17 protein-coding genes are annotated in these 16,999 nt (G+C 73.0%); 7 read left to right on the plus strand and 10 right to left on the minus strand.

From position 1 onward, the window contains the following. Nucleotides 1-24: 24 nt before the first annotated feature. Together HDG69_RS02085 and HDG69_RS02090 are read right to left on the minus strand one after the other, a co-directional pair. Nucleotides 25-339, minus strand: a complete 315-nt coding sequence (locus tag HDG69_RS02085; RefSeq protein WP_171782127.1) for a hypothetical protein — start codon at nt 337-339, stop codon at nt 25-27. Between the two features lie 154 nt (nt 340-493). Further along, nucleotides 494-970, minus strand: a complete 477-nt coding sequence (locus HDG69_RS02090; RefSeq protein WP_171782128.1) for a hypothetical protein — start codon at nt 968-970, stop codon at nt 494-496. Between the two features lie 154 nt (nt 971-1,124). Here HDG69_RS02090 and HDG69_RS02095 point away from each other — a divergent pair, with 154 nt between their 5' ends. Next, the gene (locus HDG69_RS02095; RefSeq protein WP_171782129.1) at nt 1,125-1,664 is read left to right on the plus strand and encodes a hypothetical protein; all 540 of its coding nucleotides are present in this window, start codon (nt 1,125-1,127) and stop codon (nt 1,662-1,664) included. Here the strand turns inward: HDG69_RS02095 and HDG69_RS02100 are convergent. The 6 genes from HDG69_RS02100 to HDG69_RS02125 are packed head-to-tail and all read right to left on the minus strand — an operon-like array spanning nt 1,630 to nt 6,694. Next, nucleotides 1,630-2,526, minus strand: a complete 897-nt coding sequence (locus HDG69_RS02100; RefSeq protein WP_171782130.1) for a prenyltransferase — start codon at nt 2,524-2,526, stop codon at nt 1,630-1,632. The two genes, HDG69_RS02095 and HDG69_RS02100, sit on opposite strands and share 35 nt — an antisense overlap. Next, nucleotides 2,523-2,834 carry a lycopene cyclase gene (locus HDG69_RS02105; RefSeq protein ID WP_171782131.1) on the minus strand — a complete coding sequence of 104 codons (312 nt, stop codon included), beginning with the start codon at nt 2,832-2,834 and terminating at the stop codon, nt 2,523-2,525. The genes HDG69_RS02100 and HDG69_RS02105 overlap by 4 nt, the downstream gene beginning before the upstream one ends. Beyond that, a complete protein-coding gene (locus HDG69_RS02110) occupies nt 2,831-3,181 on the minus strand; it encodes a lycopene cyclase domain-containing protein (RefSeq protein ID WP_171782132.1) in 351 nt (116 codons plus the stop codon). Before HDG69_RS02110 ends, HDG69_RS02105 begins: the two co-directional genes overlap by 4 nt. Further along, the gene (gene crtI, locus HDG69_RS02115) at nt 3,178-4,785 is read right to left on the minus strand and encodes a phytoene desaturase family protein (protein WP_171782133.1); all 1,608 of its coding nucleotides are present in this window, start codon (nt 4,783-4,785) and stop codon (nt 3,178-3,180) included. Before crtI ends, HDG69_RS02110 begins: the two co-directional genes overlap by 4 nt. Continuing rightward, entirely contained in the window at nt 4,782-5,642 is an 861-nt protein-coding gene (locus HDG69_RS02120) for a phytoene/squalene synthase family protein (protein ID WP_171782134.1), read from the minus strand. The genes crtI and HDG69_RS02120 overlap by 4 nt, the downstream gene beginning before the upstream one ends. Next, nucleotides 5,639-6,694 carry a polyprenyl synthetase family protein gene (locus HDG69_RS02125; RefSeq protein ID WP_171782135.1) on the minus strand — a complete coding sequence of 352 codons (1,056 nt, stop codon included), beginning with the start codon at nt 6,692-6,694 and terminating at the stop codon, nt 5,639-5,641. The genes HDG69_RS02120 and HDG69_RS02125 overlap by 4 nt, the downstream gene beginning before the upstream one ends. 86 nt (nt 6,695-6,780) lie before the next feature. Between HDG69_RS02125 and HDG69_RS02130 the strand changes: the two genes are divergently transcribed. Both HDG69_RS02130 and purL read left to right on the plus strand, forming a co-directional pair. Beyond that, entirely contained in the window at nt 6,781-7,347 is a 567-nt protein-coding gene (locus tag HDG69_RS02130; protein WP_343036207.1) for a MarR family winged helix-turn-helix transcriptional regulator, read from the plus strand. A 170-nt stretch (nt 7,348-7,517) separates the two neighbouring features. Further along, nucleotides 7,518-9,851 (plus strand): phosphoribosylformylglycinamidine synthase subunit PurL, encoded by a 2,334-nt coding sequence (purL, locus tag HDG69_RS02135; protein ID WP_171782136.1) that lies wholly within the window; start codon nt 7,518-7,520, stop codon nt 9,849-9,851. 260 nt (nt 9,852-10,111) lie between these two features. Here purL and HDG69_RS02140 read toward each other — a convergent pair whose 3' ends face one another. Next, nucleotides 10,112-10,597, minus strand: coding sequence for a Dps family protein (locus tag HDG69_RS02140; RefSeq protein ID WP_171782137.1), 486 nt, complete (start codon nt 10,595-10,597; stop codon nt 10,112-10,114). Between the two features lie 192 nt (nt 10,598-10,789). On the opposite strand from HDG69_RS02140, the gene HDG69_RS02145 reads away from it, so the two are divergent. The 3 genes from HDG69_RS02145 (at nt 10,790) to HDG69_RS02155 (ending at nt 12,941) form a co-directional block, all read left to right on the plus strand. After that, nucleotides 10,790-11,182, plus strand: a complete 393-nt coding sequence (locus HDG69_RS02145) for a hypothetical protein (protein ID WP_171782138.1) — start codon at nt 10,790-10,792, stop codon at nt 11,180-11,182. Nucleotides 11,183-11,367: 185 nt separating this feature from the next. Continuing rightward, on the plus strand, nt 11,368-12,462 hold the full coding sequence (locus HDG69_RS02150) for a fatty acid desaturase family protein (protein WP_171782139.1): 1,095 nt from the start codon (nt 11,368-11,370) through the stop codon (nt 12,460-12,462). Nucleotides 12,463-12,578: 116 nt separating this feature from the next. Further along, nucleotides 12,579-12,941 (plus strand): LapA family protein, encoded by a 363-nt coding sequence (locus HDG69_RS02155; protein ID WP_171782140.1) that lies wholly within the window; start codon nt 12,579-12,581, stop codon nt 12,939-12,941. Between the two features lie 63 nt (nt 12,942-13,004). Here HDG69_RS02155 and HDG69_RS02160 read toward each other — a convergent pair whose 3' ends face one another. After that, nucleotides 13,005-15,242 (minus strand): NADP-dependent isocitrate dehydrogenase, encoded by a 2,238-nt coding sequence (locus HDG69_RS02160; RefSeq protein ID WP_171782141.1) that lies wholly within the window; start codon nt 15,240-15,242, stop codon nt 13,005-13,007. A gap of 122 nt (nt 15,243-15,364) precedes the next feature. On the opposite strand from HDG69_RS02160, the gene HDG69_RS02165 reads away from it, so the two are divergent. Next, the gene (locus HDG69_RS02165) at nt 15,365-16,861 is read left to right on the plus strand and encodes an RNB domain-containing ribonuclease (protein WP_171782142.1); all 1,497 of its coding nucleotides are present in this window, start codon (nt 15,365-15,367) and stop codon (nt 16,859-16,861) included. Nucleotides 16,862-16,999: the final 138 nt, after the last annotated feature.

Below are 16,999 nucleotides of genomic sequence, written 5' to 3' on the forward strand. Positions count from 1 at the left end.
GGCGGGATCGGCGTGCTGTGACGGTCAGGCAGCGACCGGAGCGGGCGTGCCGACGACGGCGCCCGCCTCGTCGGCGCGCGGGTACGCGAGCACCGCGCCCCCTTCCGCCGACTCGGCCACGTCCGCCGCCGACTCACGCAGTGGCAGGCCGAGGGTGGTCGTGGCCGGGTGCGCAGGAGCCCGGGGAGGAGGCGTCAGCAGGACGACCCCCACGACCCCGCCGGCCCCGAGGGCGGCAGCAAGGATCGTCAGGACCGGCCCTCCCAGTGCGATCGCCGATCCGAGGAGCAGCCCGCCGCAGAGCGCGACGACAGCCCCCGCAAGTACCACCCGTTGCATGTCCGACCTCCACGGTCCGCCTCATCCGTGCCACTCCAGGACACGACACTTCGTCGCCCCGCGCATCCGCAGGCGCGGGCAGGCAGGTCACAAGTCCGTCTCGACCGGCCCTGGACCTCAGGACGACCTCAGGAGGGTGTGAAGGTCGGGCTCTTCACGCGTGGGAGTGGCGCCCGGGGGCGAGGCTGTGGCCGAGCAGCAGCGGTGACGGCTGGGCGTCGGCCTGACGATGCACCTCGCCCGCGAGCCGGAGGGCGAGCTCGAAGCGGACGGCGACCGCCGAGTCGGCGCTGAACCGCCCACCGAGGCGAGGGTGCGGCATGAACGTCAGCACCTCGTCGTCCTGCGGCACGACGCCGTGCCGGGCCGCCTCGATGACGAGGTCCTCGAGGAGCAGGTCGTTCCGTCCGTCGGGTGACTCGAGCTCGGCGGTCAGGTCGACGGCGTTCGGCCAGCGCATCTCGAGCGTGCCCTCCACCGTGTCGAGGAACCACCACCCTTCGAGAGACTCCAGGAAGACGTCGCCGAAGAGCGTCGCGAAGCGCGGGGTCTTGCCCTGGATCCCCAGCCACGACCACGACGCCAGCCCGTAGGAGAAGGCAGCAGCGGGAAAAGGTCGCAGGAGGTCCACGAGCGCATCAAAGCACGGTGCACGGCCCGCGCAAACCCCTCGAACGGGATGAACAAGATGTGACGCGCTTCACGGGCGGAGGTCACCCGGTCCAAGGGTTGTTCAAGGCGTACCCGGCGGGGAACCTGGGCCGTCCCTGGCACGTTGTGACCGCATGAGCCAGTTCGACTCCTCCTCCCGCCCGCCGTCGACCGAGCGCGCCGGGGTGGACCCCCGGTCCGTCGTGATCAGCGGGGTCACGACCTTCGCCTGGTACGCGGTGCCCGACGTCGTCCGGCCACGGTGGGCCCGCGCGCTCGCCAAGACGGGCGTGCTGGCGACCGGCGTGCTGCTCGCGATGGGATCGACGCGCGAGGGCGCAGAGGCGCGGGCCGCCGTGGAGGACCTGCGCAGCGGCATCCGCTCTGCGCAGGACCAGCCACGCGCGGCCGAGCCGGAGGTCGCGGAGCTCGAGGTCGCCTCCTCCGGCCGGGCCGTCGTCGCGACGGCCGCCGTCGTCGGGGGCATGGCGGTGGCCGGCACCCTCGCCGTCCTGGGCGAGCGGTGGGTCTACCGGTTCGCCGAGCGCCTCCGGGGCCGGGGGGTGCGGGCACCGCACGCCACCGTGGGCCTCGTGCTCGGCGCTGCCGCGGCCGGGATGTCCGCGATCGACGTGCCGGTCAACGCAGAGCGATCCAGATCAGGAGCTGAGTGACCAGGAACCCGGTGACGATGTTCAGCCACAGGAACCTGCTCCATCCGGCGTGCGCCCGCTCGCAGTCGGCGTCGTCGAGGTCGCGGAACGGCGCGATGCTCACGACGTAGGGCACCACCAGCAGCGCCGCGAGCATCCCTGGCCACCCGGTCGCCAGCAGCGCGAGACCGCCGAGCACGTAGCCGACCATCGCGGCCCGCACCGTGCGCGCCGCCCCCAGCCACGTGGCCACCGAACCGAGCCCGGCCTCACGGTCGGCCTCGACGTCCTGCACCGCGCCGAACGCCTGCGAGGCCATGCCCCAGCAGAAGAACCCGGTCAGCGCGGCCAGCACGGGCGCCGTGAGCTCCCCGCCCGCCAGCGCGATGCCGAAGACGGCCGGGCTGACGAAGTGCGTGCTCGACGTCGCCGAGTCCAGCACCGGCCGTTCCTTGAAGCGGAGGCGTGGGGCGGAGTAGGCGACCACGGCGAAGATGCTCACCGCGAGCACCGCTGTCGAGGTCGCGTCGCCCACGACGACCAGGTAGGCCAGGAACGGCAGGTTGGTCACCACCGCCGACCACACCGTCAGCCGGTGCCACCGCCGCGACAGCACCACGCCCTCGATACCGCCCTTGCGCGGGTTGCGCAGGTCGGACTCGTAGTCCCACACGTCGTTCAGGCCGTACATGAGCAGGTTGTACGGGACCAGGAAGTACAGGGCGCCGACGACGAGCTCGGTGATGCCCACCGCGCCGATCCCGCCCACCATCACGTACGCGGCGGCGAACGGGTACGCGGTGTTGACCCAGCTCACGGGGCGGGAGGAGCCGATGATCTGGCGCAGCGCCGCTCTCGCGCCGTGCTCGGTGGCCGTGCTCATGCGTCGGTCTCCTTCGGTGTCGCCAGCGCCCAGAGGCTCGGCAGGAGCAGGGCTGCCACGACGGGCCAGGCGATGTCCTCGACCGGGGCGAGCCAGACGTAGGTCCCCAGCAGGAACTCGTCACCGTAACGGAAGAGGTCCGCGGCGATCATCAGGCTGTCGAACACGATGGTCAGCACGGTCAGGATCGCGGCCGTGGCGGCGGTCAGCAGCCACCACCGTGCGCCCAGCCCCCGGACGAGGGACGTGACGACGGCCACGACCAGCGAACCCACCACCACGAGCAGGGCGAGGAGTGCGTACGTCACGAGACCTCCTGACGGGCCCGGCGCGAGCGGGCGTCGGCCCACCGGGCGAGGAGCCCGTGGAGCACCAGGGTGACGTAGCAGAGGAAGAAGACGAAGAACATCTCCTCGAGCGGCAGGTGCGGGGCGAGCTCGATGCCGGTCATCGCCGCGCCACCGCGCTCGTAGTACCCCTCCGCGATGGCCACCACGTCCCAGGCGAGGAAGACCGCCGTCCCCGCGAGGAGCACGACGGCGCCCCGCACCGGGTACGGCGAGAAGAGCACGAGCCGGGCACGGTGGTCGATCAGCGCCATGGATGCGATGGCGCCGACCAGCAGGCCCAGGTAGACGAAGTGGTGCCAGGTCATGCGGCCTCCGCCGTCGTCGGGTCGGTCCGGGGGGCGGGGACGGCACCCGCCGTGGTGTCGCCACGCAGCCGCTTGAGCACGAGCTCGGCGCTGATGAGGCACATCGGCAGCCCGATGCCCGGGATCGTCGAACCACCCGCGTAGAGCAGGCCGCCCACGTGGCGCGACCGGTTCCCGGCACGGAACATGGCGCTCTGGCGCAGGGTGTGGGCCGGGCCGAGCATCCCGCCCGACCACGAGGACAGGTCGGCGGCGAAGTCGCCGGGCCCGACGGTGCGGCGCACGGCGACGCGGTCACGCAGGTCGGGCACGCCCAGGGTGTCGGCGACCCGGTCGATCGCGGCGTCCGCGACCTGCTCGACCACGGCGTCGCCCGCGCCGTCGATCCCCCCGCGTCCGATCAGCGGGTCCGCGGGGACGGGCACCAGGACGAACAGGTTCTCGTCACCGGGCGGGGCGACCGTGGGGTCGGTGCGCGAGGGGGCGCACACGTACAGCGACGCCGGGTCGGGGACGCGGCCGGCTGCGATGTCACCGAAGTTCGTGCGCCAGTCGGCGGTGAAGAACAGCGAGTGGTGGGCCAGCTCGGGCAGCCGTCCACGCACGCCCAGCATGGCCAGCACGCCGCCGGGGCCGGGGTCGCGGCGGTCCCACCAGCGCTGCGGGTAGGTCCGCAGGGCGGCCGGCAGCATCGTCGTCTCGACGTGGTGCAGGTCGGCGGCGGCCACGACGACGTCGGCCCGCGACTCGCGGGCGGTCCCTGCGCCGTCGACCCAGCGGACCCCGGTGGCGTGGGCACGGGCCCGCCGCGGCGACGGGACCCCTGCGGGCCCGCCGCCGGGCGCGGTCGCGATGCCGGTGACCCGCGTGCCGGTGCGCACCCGCGCCCCGGCCTGCTCGGTCCTGCGCAGCACCGCCGTGACCAGGGCGTCGAAGCCGCCCTGGGGGTAGCGGACGCCGCCGTCCAGGTCGAGGGCGCTCATCAGGTGGTACATGCTCGGTGCCCGGTCGGGCGAGGAGCCGAGGAACACCGCGGGGTAGCCGAGCACCTGCTGCAGGCGGACGTCGTCGAAGGACCGTGCGACGAACGACTCCAGCGAGCGTCCCAGCAGCGTGCCGAGCCGGGGCAGCCGGGTGAGCACCTCCTTCGTGGCCAGGCCGCGCCACGACGCGAACGTCGTGTACAGGAAGTGCCGCAGCGCGAGGTCGTAGGTCTCGTGCGCCGAGTCGAGGTGGCGCTCGAGCCGGGCACCGGCTCCGGGCTCGATCCGCTCGAAGGCGGCGGCGTTCGCTGCTCGGTCGCGGACGACGTCGAGGGCGTCGTCGTGGCCTTCGAAGAACACGCGGTAGGCAGGGTCGAGGGGATGCAGGTCGAGCTCTTCCTCGGCCGAGGAGCCCATGAGCCGGAACCAGTGGTCGAACACCTCGGGCATGAGGTACCACGACGGTCCGGTGTCGAAGCGGAAGCCCTGCGACTCCCAGGACCCGGCGCGGCCGCCCACCGCCTCCTGCTGCTCGAGGACCTCGACGTCGTGCCCGTCGCGGGCCAGGAGCCCGGCCGTGGCGAGCCCGGCGATCCCGCCGCCGATCACGACCACCCTCATCGCCGCACCTCCCGGGCGAGCGCTCCGGCGACGAGCCGCGCCTTGACGGGGTCGGGGACCCGGACCCGCTGCTGTCGCAGCGTGCGGGCGGGGGTCTCGCGCAGCCGTCGCGCGAGCTCGGCGAACAGGTCGTGGGCGACCTGCACGGCGACCCGGCTGGAGCGGGGCAGGTCCACGACGGCTCGCTGCGCGACGGCGAGGTCGGCGTCGATGTCGTCGAGCAGCCGGTCGCGGGTGGCGTCGTCGAACGTCGCGGGGTCGAGGCCGGGGAAGTAGCGGCGCCCCCGTGCGTCGACGTCGTCGGCGAGGTCGCGCAGGAAGTTGACCTTCTGGAAGGCGGCCCCGAGCCGGGCGGCCCCGGCGGCGCGGCGCGCGTAGGCGCCGTCGGCCCCGTCGACGAAGATCCGCAGGCACATCAGCCCGACCACCTCGGCCGAGCCGTGCACGTAGCGGGCGAAGCTCTCCTCGTCGTGCACGGCGACGGTCAGGTCGGTCCGCATGGAGGCGAAGAACGGGTCGACGAGCTCGGCGCCGATCCCATACCGGCGGGCGGTGCGCGTGAACCCGTGCACCACGAGGTTCTGGCTGTAGCCGCGCTTCTGGGCCAGCGCCACCTCCTGCTCCAGCGCGGTGAGCAGCTCGTCGCGCTCGGCGGCGGTCAGGTCCGCGGCGACGTCGTCGACGATCTCGTCGGCCACGCGGACCAGGGCGTACACGGCGCGCACGTGGTCGCGCACGGACGGGCCGAGGAGGCGGCACGCCCAGCCGAAGGACGTGGAGTAGGTGTCGACGACGGCAGCGGCGGTGCGCCGTGCGGCGCGGTCGTAGTCGGTCGTGGCCGCAGGTCGGGGGGTCATGCGGCGGCCGCCACGACGCGGGCGCCGCTCGTCAGGCGGACGGCCTCGGCGAGCCCCAGCTCGTCGGCCAGGCTCTCGGCCGCCGAGCGGTGCCGGACCACCAGCCGTTCCACCGCGGCCCGGGCGCCGCAGCGCTCCAGGGCGTCCCGGACGCGGTCGTGGTCCTGGTCGGTGGCGTCCGGGTCGCCGAGCACCGGGGCGATCTCGTCCCACGCCCCGGTGCCGCGGGCCAGCACGACGAGGGCGGTGGCCTTGCCCTCGCGCAGGTCCGACGCGGCACTCTTGCCGGTGACGGCGGGATCGCCGAAGGTCCCGTCGAGGTCGTCCTGGAGCTGGAAGGCCAGGCCGAGCTCGCGGCCGAGCCGGGTGAGGGGCTCGTCGAGGTCGGTCCGTCCGGCGAGGACGGCGGCCGCTCGCAGCGGCAGGCCGTAGGTGTAGACCGCCGTCTTGCGCTCCGCCGTCGTCAGCACGTCTTCCAGGGTGGCGCATGTCGCGACGCTCGACCACACGTCGGCCAGCTCTCCGTCGGCCGTGACGTGGAGGATCTCGTCGAACAGCTCGAGCAGCCGGGCCGTCTGTGCGGCGCCGGCACCGCTGGTGGCGACGGTGCGGAACGCACCGGCGAGGGCGAGGTCCCCGGCGAGGATGCCGGCGGCGGTCCCGTACCCACGGGCAGCGGCGTCGGTGGCGCCGGCGCTGCGGGCCTCCGTGGCGTGGCGACCGGCCACGTTGGGGCGACCCCGACGGACCAGGTCCCCGTCGATGACGTCGTCGTGCGCGAGGAAGGCGGTGTGCAGGAGCTCGACGGCGGCCGCCACGTGCCGGGCGGCCCGGGCGTCGGCCGGCGCGTCCGGGCCGGCCAGGGCGTCGTAGGCCTGCAGCAGGATCCGTGGGCGTACTCGCCGCCCGCCGCGCAGCGCGGCGAGCACGTCGTCCCACAGCCGGGTGTCGCCGGGGCGGGCGGACGCGGCGACCAGGTCGTCGAGCGTCTCGGTCCGATCGGGCGCCGGAGGCGTTCTCTCTGGCTGGCTGTCGGTCTTCCGCCGGGTCACCCGTGCCTCCTCGCCGCAATCCTCAGACTGCTTAGTAAGTATCTAACTGGGCGAGATACTAACCACAAGGAGGCTACGATGTCGCCGTGACCCAGGCAAGCAGCGGATCGACGCCGTACTGGTACGGCGACGACGACGAGGAGGCGCGCGGTCTGCTCGACGCCGTACGCGACCTCCGTCGGGCCGACGAGGCCATGCGCCTGCGCGCCAGCCGCGAGATGGACATGAACGTCAGCGACCTGCGGGCGCTGCGGTTCGTCATCGAGTGCGAGCGGGGCAGGACCCCCGTGACCCCCCGGATGCTGACCGCGCACCTCGAGATCTCCACCGCCGCGACGACGAAGCTCGTGGACCGGCTCTGCCGCTCGGGCCACCTGGAGCGCCGGCCGCACCCGAGCGACCGGCGCTCCGTGGTGGTCGTGGCGACCCGCGGCGCCCACCACGAGGTCCGGCAACGCCTCGGGGGCATGCACGCACGCATGCTCGACATCGCCCGCTCGGTGCCGGACTCGGCGCGACCGGCCGTCCGTGACTTCCTGCGGGCGATGTCCCACGAGCTCGCGCGCGAGCACGACGACCCCGCCGCCGTCGTCGCCGTCGACCAGGTGCCGGCGGGCAGGGATCCGACCGCGCGGACCGCCCCGCTAGACTGAGCCGCGCGCCGCCCCGTCCCGGCTCGTGTCCCGTCCGGGACCTTCGCCCGGAGCCCGGGGTCGCGCGCGACCTGGTCCGGACCGACGCCGGATCGGCGTGGACGTGCGGCGAACGCCGTGCGCCCCGACGATCACCCGGTCCGGCGCCCCGTGCGACCCGAGGGAAGTTCATGACCGCCGCTGCCGAGGCTGCCGCCCCCCGCCCGACGCTCGACACCGTCGAGCACGCCGCTACGACTCCCCACGAGACCCAGCCGTACGCCGAGCTCGGGCTCAAGCCCGACGAGTACCAGCGGATCCGCGACATCCTCGGTCGGCGCCCGACCGCCGCCGAGCTGGCCATGTACTCCGTGATGTGGTCCGAGCACTGCTCGTACAAGTCCTCCAAGAACCACCTGCGCAAGTTCGGCGACCGGGTGACACCGGAGATGACCGAGCACCTGCTGGTCGGGATCGGGGAGAACGCCGGCGTCGTCGACATCGGGGACGGCTGGGCGGTCACCTTCAAGGTCGAGTCCCACAACCACCCCAGCTACGTCGAGCCCTACCAGGGCGCTGCGACGGGCGTGGGCGGCATCGTCCGCGACATCATCTCGATGGGCGCCCGCCCCGTGGCCGTGATGGACCAGCTGCGCTTCGGTGCCGTGGACCACCCCGACACCGCGCGGGTCGTGCACGGGGTGGTCGCCGGCGTCGGCGGCTACGGCAACTCGCTCGGCCTGCCGAACATCGGCGGCGAGCTCGTCTTCGACTCCTCCTACCAGGGCAACCCGCTCGTCAACGCGCTGTGCCTGGGCGTGCTGCGCCACGAGGACATCCACCTGGCCAACGCCTCCGGCACCGGCAACAAGGTGATCCTCTTCGGTGCGCGCACGGGTGGCGACGGCATCGGCGGCGCGTCGATCCTCGCCTCGGAGACGTTCGAGGACGGCGTCCCCGCCAAGCGGCCGTCGGTGCAGGTGGGCGACCCGTTCATGGAGAAGGTGCTCATCGAGTGCTGCCTGGATCTCTATGCGGCGAACGTCGTCGAGGGCATCCAGGACCTGGGTGCGGCGGGGATCTCCTGCGCCACGTCCGAGCTCGCCTCGAACGGCGACGGCGGCATGCACGTCGACCTCGACGACGTCCTGCTGCGCGACCCCTCCCTCAACGCCGGCGAGATCCTCATGTCGGAGTCGCAGGAGCGCATGATGGCCGTGGTCACGCCGGAGAAGCTCGACGAGTTCCTGGCCATCACCGGCCGGTGGGACGTCGAGACCTCCGTCATCGGCGAGGTCAACGGCTCGGGACGCCTGACCATCGACCACCACGGGCAGCGGATCGTCGACGTCGACCCCAAGACCGTCGCGCACGAGGGTCCGGTCTACGACCGGCCCTACGCGCGCCCGGCGTGGCAGGACGAGCTGCAGCGCGCGTCCGTCTCGGGCCTCGGCCTGGAGCGACCGGAGTCCGGCGCCGAGCTGCGCGCCACCGCGATGCGGCTCCTCGCCTCGCCGAACCTCGCCTCCGCCGCCTGGGTGACCGACCAGTACGACCGCTACGTCCAGGGCAACACCGCGCTCTCCCAGCCCGACGACGGCGGTGTGGTGCGCGTCGACGAGGCGACCGGCCTGGGCGTCGCCCTGGCGACCGACGCGAACGGCCGGTTCGGCAAGCTCGACCCCCGTGCCGGTGCGCAGCTCGCGCTGGCCGAGGCCTACCGCAACGTGGCCACGACGGGTGCCACCCCGCTGGCGGTCACCGACTGCCTCAACTTCGGTTCGCCGGAGCACCCGGACTCCATGTGGCAGCTCGTCGAGGCGATCGAGGGTCTGGCCGACGCCTGCCAGGACCTCGGTGTACCCGTCACCGGCGGCAACGTCTCGCTGTACAACGGCTCCGGCGAGCCGGGGCACATCGACTCCTCCATCCACCCCACCCCGGTGGTCGGCGTCCTCGGCGTCATCGAGGACGTGCGGACCGCCCTGCCGTCCGGCTGGCGGGCCGAGGGCCTGACCGTGCTGCTGCTCGGCGCGACGGCCGACGAGCTCGACGGGTCCGCGTGGGCCGACGTCGAGCACGAGCACCTCGGCGGCCTCCCCCCGCGGGTCGACCTCGCTGCCGAGCGGGCGCTGGCGGGCGTGCTCGTCGGGGCGCGACGCTCGGGCGCGGCGAGCGCGGCGCACGACCTGTCCGAGGGCGGGCTGGTGCAGTCGCTGCTGGAGGCGTCGCTGCGCTACGACATCGGCGTGTCCGTCTCGCTCGACGGTGTGACGACCCGCGACGAGGTGACGCCGTTCGCGGCGCTGTTCAGCGAGTCGACCGCGCGGGCGCTGGTCGCCGTCGCTCCGGAGCGCGAGGCCGAGGTCGTCGCGGCGGCGGAGGCCGCCGGCGTGCCGGTCGCGCGTCTCGGGTCGACCGGCGGTGACGAGCTCGCGGTGTCGTTCGGCGAGGAGTCCTTCACGATCCGGCTGGACGAGGCGCGCGAGGCGCACGAGGGGACCCTGCCCCGCATCTTCGGCTGAGCCGGAGGTGCAGCGGAGGGTGGGGGCCGAGGGACGAGGCATCCGCCTGCAGCGCAGCCGCAGGTTCGGCCGACGACGGTTCACCTGAGCCGGAGGTGCAGCGGAGGGTGGGGGCCGAGGGACGAGGCATCCGCCTGCAGCGCAGCCGCAGGTTCGGCCGACGACGGTTCGGCTGAGCCGGAGGCGCTCGGCTGACCCAGGACGACGGCGCGGCCCCCGGTGGGGGACCGCGCCGTCGTCGTCCGTGCGGGGTGGGCCGCTCAGGCCTCGTCGTTCTCCGAGGAGATCATCCAGGCCTGCTTCTCCAGGTCGGCGGTGATCTCGTGCAGGAGGTCGGCCGAGGTGGGGTCCTCGGCGTCGACGTCGTCGTGGACCTCGCGGACCAGGTCGACCGTCTGGGCCAGACGTTCGACGATCGCGTCGACGGTGTCTCCGACGGAGAGCAGCCCGGCCGGGTACGGGGACAGGTCGGTGGCGGTGGCCACCGTCTCGGTGCGCCCGTCGGGCACGGCCTGGAGCGCCCGGATCCTCTCGGCCACCGTGTCGCTGTGCTCGCGGGCGACGTCGACGAGCTCGTCCAGCTGCAGGTGCAGGTCACGGAACCCGCGGCCGGTGACGTTCCAGTGGGCCTGCTTGCCCTGGACGTGCAGGTCGACGAGGGCGACGAGCACACGCTGCAGGTGCGCGTGGAGCTTCTCGGACGCGGTGGCGCGGTCCGTGCTGCGGTGGATCGACGGTGCGGACATGGTGTTCCTCGCTCTCTCGGGGATCGCCCGGTGGCGGTCACCGTGCTTCTCGGTGATCCTCGTTCTCTTGAACGGTTCCAGACTAGGAGCATTCCCGCAGGTCCGCCAGCAAGGCGAGGCGACCCTCTGCGGGCGAGGTTTCCCTCGCCTGCACGCCGCCCGGTCCCTACACTGGAGGGCAGGAGGCGCACGATGTCGTGGCTTGCGATGTACCTGCTGGCGCTGGGGCTCTGCGCCGTCGGACTGGCGGCGCGGTCCTGGTTGCGCTCGGCGGGCCACCGAGAGGCGTCTGCCCGGCGTCGACGTCGACGGGCGGGCCCGGATCCCTGGGAGACGCTCGCCATCCAGGTGCGGCTCGGGGAGCTGGCGCAGGAGCTGCGCACGGTGACCGACGACCCGGGGCTGTTCGCCCGTGCCCACCACTGGCGTGCCGTCCAGGACGCCTACGACGCCATGCTGCGGGACGCCTGCCGGGTCGCCGGGCTCGCCGTCGTCGACCATCCGCTGCGCGCCGACGAGCACGTCACCGAGGACGAGCGGCTGCGTGAGGAGCTCGCGCTGGCTTCCCGCGGCTGGTCCTGGTGAGTGCCGCCGGGTGTAACCTCGAAGTGTGGTGCCCTCGACGCGACCGCCCTGTCCGGGGCCGCGTCGACGGCGTTGAGCCTCACCTGAAGCCCGGCCCCGTCGGGTTGCTTGACCGGGACGTCTGACGCCTCTCGCTCCGCCTCGACGGCGGAGGACACGAGCCTTCACGGCCCGAGGAGCAGATCATGACCGTCTCGACCTCCCCTCCTGCCGGGCCGCCGACGCCGCGCGCCCGCCCGACGAGCAACGCGACCGTGCGGGACTACTCGGTCCTGGCGAAGATCGTCCGGGAGTCCGGGCTGCTCCGGCGCCGGTACACCTACTACTGGACACGCCTGAGCCTCGCCGTCCTCGCGTTCGGTGCGGTCTGGGCAGGAGTCGCGCTGGTGGGGGACTCCTGGTGGCAGCTCGCGCTCGCGGCCGCGCTCGCGTTCGTCCTGGCGCAGCTGGCGTTCCTCGGGCACGACAGCGCCCACCGCCAGGTCTTCCGCTCCCGACCCTGGAACGACTGGACGGCCCGCATCATCGCGAACGCCTTCGTCGGGCTGAGCATCTCGTGGTGGACGGCCAAGCACGACGCGCACCACACCGCGCCCAACCAGGTGGGTCAGGACCCCGACATCTCGCCGGGGGTCGTCGCCTTCACCCCGGAGGTCCTCGCGAGCCGTCGCGGCTGGCGAGGCGTCCTCGCCCGCCGGCAGGGGTGGTTCTTCTTCCCGCTCCTGACGCTCGAGGGGCTCTACCTGCACGTCGCGAGCGTGCGCCGGCTCGTGTCGCGCCGGCCCGTCCCGCACCGGGGGGTGGAGCTGCCGCTCCTGCTGAGCCGTCTCGTCCTCTACGTGGCGGCGCTCGCGGTCCTGCTGCCGCCCGGTATCGCGGCAGCGTTCCTCGGCACCCAGCTCGCCGTCTTCGGTGTGCTGCTGGGCGCCGCCTTCGCCCCGAACCACAAGGGGATGCCGATCGTCCCGGCCGGCGCCGACGTCGACTTCCTGCGCCGGCAGGTGCTCATGTCCCGGAACATCCGTGGCAACCCGGTCGTCGACCTCGTCATGGGAGGTCTCAACCGCCAGATCGAGCACCACCTGTTCCCGAGCATGCCGCGACCGAACCTCAAGGACGTGCAGCCGCTGGTCCGTGCGTACTGCGCCGAGCTGGGCGTCACCTACACCGAGGTGGGGTTCTTCGCGTCGTACCGGATCGTGATCGGCTACCTCAACGACGTCCCGGGGCGTGCCCGGGACCCGTTCTCCTGCCCGCTGGCCGCCAGCCTGGGGCGGTAGGGCCGGACGCGCCCGCCGCCCCGGGGACCCGCTGAGGGACGGGGTGTAGCGTCGAGGTATCCGGGCGAACGTGCCCCGTCTGAGGTGCGCGGGCCCGGAACCGCAAGGAGGCCGTCATGGCCGCCCCACACGTCTACCGCACCACCAACGGTCAGCTCAGCACCCCGGGCCCCCTGCGGACCGGGCCGGAGACCACACCACGTTCGCGTCGATGGACCTCGACGGTCCCGAGGACGCCACGGACCCGTGCCGGCGCGACCTGGGTGGGGATCTGTCTCGCAGCCCTGCTCCTGGTCGCTCTCATCGTGTTCATGTTCCAGAACACCCAGCCCGTGCTGGTGTCGTTCCTCGGTACTCAGGCCACGGTCCCGCTCGCCCTCGCGCTGCTGGTCGCGGGAGTCGGGGTGGGCGTCATCGCCCTCGTCGTCGGGACGGTCCGCATCGGGCAGCTCCGTCGGCGCCTCGCGCACGGCGGCTGATCGAGACGCCGACGGCCCGGGGCTCACCCGAACAGGTGAGCCCCGGGCCGTCGGCGTCGTGGGTCAGAAGGTGTCGATCGCCGTGTTGAGGGTCTGCGACGGGCGCATCACGGTGGTGGCCAGGTCACCGTCCGGGTAGTAGTACCCGCCGACGTCGACCGGGTTGCCCTGCGCGGCGAGCAGCTCGTCGACGATCGTCGCCTCGTCCTCGGCGAGCCGGGTGGCGAGCGGGGCGAACGCCGCGGCGAGCTCGGCGTCCTCGGTCTGCGCGGCCAGCTCCTGCGCCCAGTACAGGGCGAGGTAGAAGTGCGACCCACGGTTGTCGATGCCACCGATGCGGCGCGTGGGCGACTTGTCCTGGTCGAGGAACGTCCCGGTGGCGCGGTCCAGGGTGTCCGCGAGGACCTGGGCGCTCGCGTTGCCGGCCACGCGGGCCAGGTGCTCGAACGACGCCGCCAGCGCGAAGAACTCCCCGAGGGAGTCCCAGCGCAGGTAGTTCTCGGCCAGCAGCTGCTGCACGTGCTTCGGGGCCGAGCCGCCGGCACCGGTCTCGAACAGCCCGCCGCCGTTCATCAGCGGGACGATCGAGAGCATCTTGGCGGACGTGCCGACCTCGAGGATCGGGAACAGGTCCGTGTTGTAGTCGCGCAGCACGTTGCCGGTGACCGAGATGGTGTCGAGGCCCTCGCGGATGCGGTCGAGGGAGTAGCGCGTCGCCTCGGCCGGGGCCATGACGAGGATCTCCAGACCGTCGGTCTCGTGGTCCGGGAGGTACTTCTCCACCTTGGCGATGAGCTGGGCGTCGTGCGCCCGGTTCGCGTCGAGCCAGAACACGGCCGGGTCGCCGGACTCGCGGGCGCGGCGCACCGCGAGCCCCACCCAGTCCCGGATCGGGGCGTCCTTGGTCTGGCAGGCGCGCCAGACGTCGCCCGCGGCGACGTCGTGGGAGAAGAGCACCTCGCCGGCGCTGTTCACGACCTCGACGGTGCCGTCGGCGGGGATCTCGAAGGTCTTGTCGTGCGAGCCGTACTCCTCGGCCTTGCGTGCCATCAGCCCCACGTTGGGCACCGAGCCCATGGTGGCCGGGTCGAGGGCGCCCTTGGCCTTGCAGTCGTCGATGACCGCCTGGTACACGCCGGCGTAGGAGGAGTCGGGGATGACCGCGAGGGTGTCGTGCTCGGCGCCGTCCGGGCCCCACATGTGACCGCCGATGCGGATCATGGCGGGCATGGACGCGTCGATGATGACGTCGGAGGGCACGTGCAGGTTGGTGATGCCCTTGTCGGAGTCGACCATCGCCAGCGCGGGCCCGTCCTCGAGACCCTTCGCGACGGCGGCCTTGATCGCCTCACCGTCGGGCAGGGCGTCGAGCCCGGACATGATGCCGCCCAGGCCGTCGCGCGAGGAGAGGCCGGCGGCCTTGAGCTGCTCGCCGTACGTCTCGAAGACCTCGGGCAGGAACGCCTCGACGATGTGGCCGAAGATGATCGGGTCGGAGACCTTCATCATGGTGGCCTTGAGGTGGGCGGAGAACAGGACACCCTCGGTCCTGGCGCGCTCGATCTGCTCGGCGAGGAAGCGGTGCAGCGCGGCGACGGAGAGGAACGTGCCGTCGACGACCTCGCCCTCCTCGACGGCCAGGCCGTCCTTGAGGACCTGGGTGCCCTCGGCGGTGCGCAGCCGGATGGCGAGCGTGTCCGCGGCGGGCATCGTCACGGACTTCTCGTTGGAGAAGAAGTCGTCGGAGCCCATCGTCGCGACCTGGGTCTTCGAGCCGGCCGACCACTCGCCCATGCGGTGCGGGTGCTTCTTGGCGTAGTTCTTCACGGCGGCGGGGGCGCGCCGGTCCGAGTTGCCCTCGCGCAGGACGGGGTTGACCGCGGAGCCCTTGACCTTGTCGAAGCGGGCGCGTGCGTCGCGCTCGGCGTCCGTGGTGGGGTCCTCCGGGTAGTCCGGGATCGCGTAGCCCTGGGCCTGCAGCTCGGCGACCGCGGCCTTGAGCTGGGGCACCGAGGCGGAGATGTTGGGCAGCTTGATGATGTTCGCCTCGGGCGTGGTGGCCATCTCGCCGAGCTCGCCGAGGGCGTCGCCGACGCGCTGGTCCTCGGACAGGTGCTCCGGGAACTGGGCGAGGATGCGGGCCGCGAGGGAGATGTCACGGGTGTCGACCTCGACGCCGGCCTTCGCCGCGTACGCCTGGACGATCGGCAGGAACGAGTACGTCGCCAGCAGCGGGGCCTCGTCGGTGTAGGTGTAGATGATCCGGGCAGCGTCCGGCTGGGGCTGGGGCTGGGTCGTCATGCGGAGATTCTCCTGAGGACGTCGAGATTGCTTGATATCAAGATACTTTGCCGCGACCGGCCGTGTCGAAACAGCGTCTCGCTCCGCGCGCGTCCGCGCAGCGGCAGAACTACGGTCGTGGCGTGCCTATCCGAGATCTCCGGCTCGCGCCCACCAGCACCGAGGACGTCGTGTCCGCGTTCGCCGCCCTGCGGGCGGAGATCGGCGTCCCGGCCATGTACCCGTCGGACGCGCGGGCGGAGGCTGAGCGGGCGGCGCGCGGGGACCTCAAGGACTTCCGTCAGGACCGGCGTGACATCGACTTCGTGACCATCGACCCGGCGGGCTCCCTCGATCTCGACCAGGCCGTGCACGTCGCGTCCTCCGGCCACGGCTACATCGTGCGCTACGCGATCGCCGACGTCGCGGCGTTCGTCTCGCCCGGCGGTGCCCTGGACGCCGAGGTGCACCGGCGGGGCGTGACCTTCTACGGACCCGACTCACGCACGCCGCTGCACCCGACCGTGCTGTCGGAGGGGGCGGCGAGCCTGCTGCCCGACGAGGACCGGCCGGCGGTGCTGTGGACGATCGCCGTGGACTCGTCGGGCGAGATCTCCAGCACCACCGTCACTCGCGCCGTCGTGCGCTCGCGGGCGCGGCTGACCTACGGCGAGGCCCAGACCGCGCTCGACGCCGGGACCGCGCCGGAGTCGCTGACGCTCCTGGCCGACGTCGGGCGCCTGCGGCACGCGCGGGAGCAGGAGCGTGGTGGCGTCTCGCTCGCGGTGCCCGAGCAGGAGGTGGTGCGGCGCGCCGACGGCGCCTACGACCTGGAGCTGCGCCGCACGCTGCCGATCGAGGAGTGGAACGCGCAGATCTCGTTGCTGACCGGCATCGCCGCCGCCGGGCTGATGCGCGAGGCCGGCGTCGGGCTCCTGCGGACGCTGCCCCCGGCCGCGGCGCGGGACGTGGCGCGGCTGCGTCGGACGGCGGCGGCGCTGGGCATCGTCTGGCCCGAGGAGATGTCGTACGCGGAGCTGCTGCCGCGCCTGGAGTCCCGACGGTCCGCGCACGCCGCGTTCCTCAACGAGGCGACCACGCTGTTCCGGGGGGCGGGCTACCTGGCGTTCGGCGTCCCGGGGCCGGGGGGTGGCGCTCCGCTCGGCCTGCCTCTCGACGCGCGGCACGCGGCAGTCGGCGCGGAGTACGCCCACGTGACCGCGCCGTTGCGACGACTGGCCGACCGCTACGCCACGGAGGTCTGCGTGGCGCAGTCGGCGGGCCGCGACGTGCCCGGCTGGGTGCTGGCGGCACTGCCCGACCTGCCCGCGACGATGCAGAGGGCCGCCCAGCGTGCCGGCGCGTTCGAGCGTGCGTGCGTGGACATCGTCGAGGCGGTGCTGCTGGGGCCCCGCGTCGGGCGAGGGTTCGACGCGGTGGTGGTCGACGCCGACGGCGGCGGGTCGGGCGACGACGGGAGACCGCGTCGGCCGCGGGGGCAGGTCGTGCTGCGCGACCCGGCGGTCCGTGCGGCGGTCGTCGGCGCGGAGGGTGCGGACCTGCCGCTGGGGGAGCGGGTCAGGGTGACCCTGGCCGAGGCGTCGGTGCCCGAGCGGCGGGTCCTCTTCACCCTGCCCTGAGCCCGGGGCGGCCGTCGGTGGTCGGTGGCGCGGAGCAACCGCACGACACGTTTTGGTAACACTCCTGCGTTACATCGTTAGAATGGCTGGCGCCACGGTACCGGGTATTTGTTAGGTTGCCTGTCAACCGAGCGGTAC

The sequence above is a fragment of the Isoptericola halotolerans genome (genome assembly GCF_013149785.1).
Lineage (GTDB): Bacteria > Actinomycetota > Actinomycetes > Actinomycetales > Cellulomonadaceae > Isoptericola > Isoptericola halotolerans.

Coding starts and splice junctions, on each gene's coding strand:
- HDG69_RS02085 (WP_171782127.1), bottom strand. CDS start 339: ATGCAACGGGTGGTACTTGCGGGGGCTGTCGTCGCGCTCTGCGGCGGG.
- HDG69_RS02095 (WP_171782129.1), top strand. CDS start 1,125: ATGAGCCAGTTCGACTCCTCCTCCCGCCCGCCGTCGACCGAGCGCGCC.
- HDG69_RS02100 (WP_171782130.1), bottom strand. CDS start 2,526: ATGAGCACGGCCACCGAGCACGGCGCGAGAGCGGCGCTGCGCCAGATC.
- HDG69_RS02110 (WP_171782132.1), bottom strand. CDS start 3,181: ATGACCTGGCACCACTTCGTCTACCTGGGCCTGCTGGTCGGCGCCATC.
- crtI (WP_171782133.1), bottom strand. CDS start 4,785: ATGAGGGTGGTCGTGATCGGCGGCGGGATCGCCGGGCTCGCCACGGCC.
- HDG69_RS02120 (WP_171782134.1), bottom strand. CDS start 5,642: ATGACCCCCCGACCTGCGGCCACGACCGACTACGACCGCGCCGCACGG.
- purL (WP_171782136.1), top strand. CDS start 7,518: ATGACCGCCGCTGCCGAGGCTGCCGCCCCCCGCCCGACGCTCGACACC.
- HDG69_RS02140 (WP_171782137.1), bottom strand. CDS start 10,597: ATGTCCGCACCGTCGATCCACCGCAGCACGGACCGCGCCACCGCGTCC.
- HDG69_RS02145 (WP_171782138.1), top strand. CDS start 10,790: ATGTCGTGGCTTGCGATGTACCTGCTGGCGCTGGGGCTCTGCGCCGTC.
- HDG69_RS02150 (WP_171782139.1), top strand. CDS start 11,368: ATGACCGTCTCGACCTCCCCTCCTGCCGGGCCGCCGACGCCGCGCGCC.
- HDG69_RS02155 (WP_171782140.1), top strand. CDS start 12,579: ATGGCCGCCCCACACGTCTACCGCACCACCAACGGTCAGCTCAGCACC.
- HDG69_RS02160 (WP_171782141.1), bottom strand. CDS start 15,242: ATGACGACCCAGCCCCAGCCCCAGCCGGACGCTGCCCGGATCATCTAC.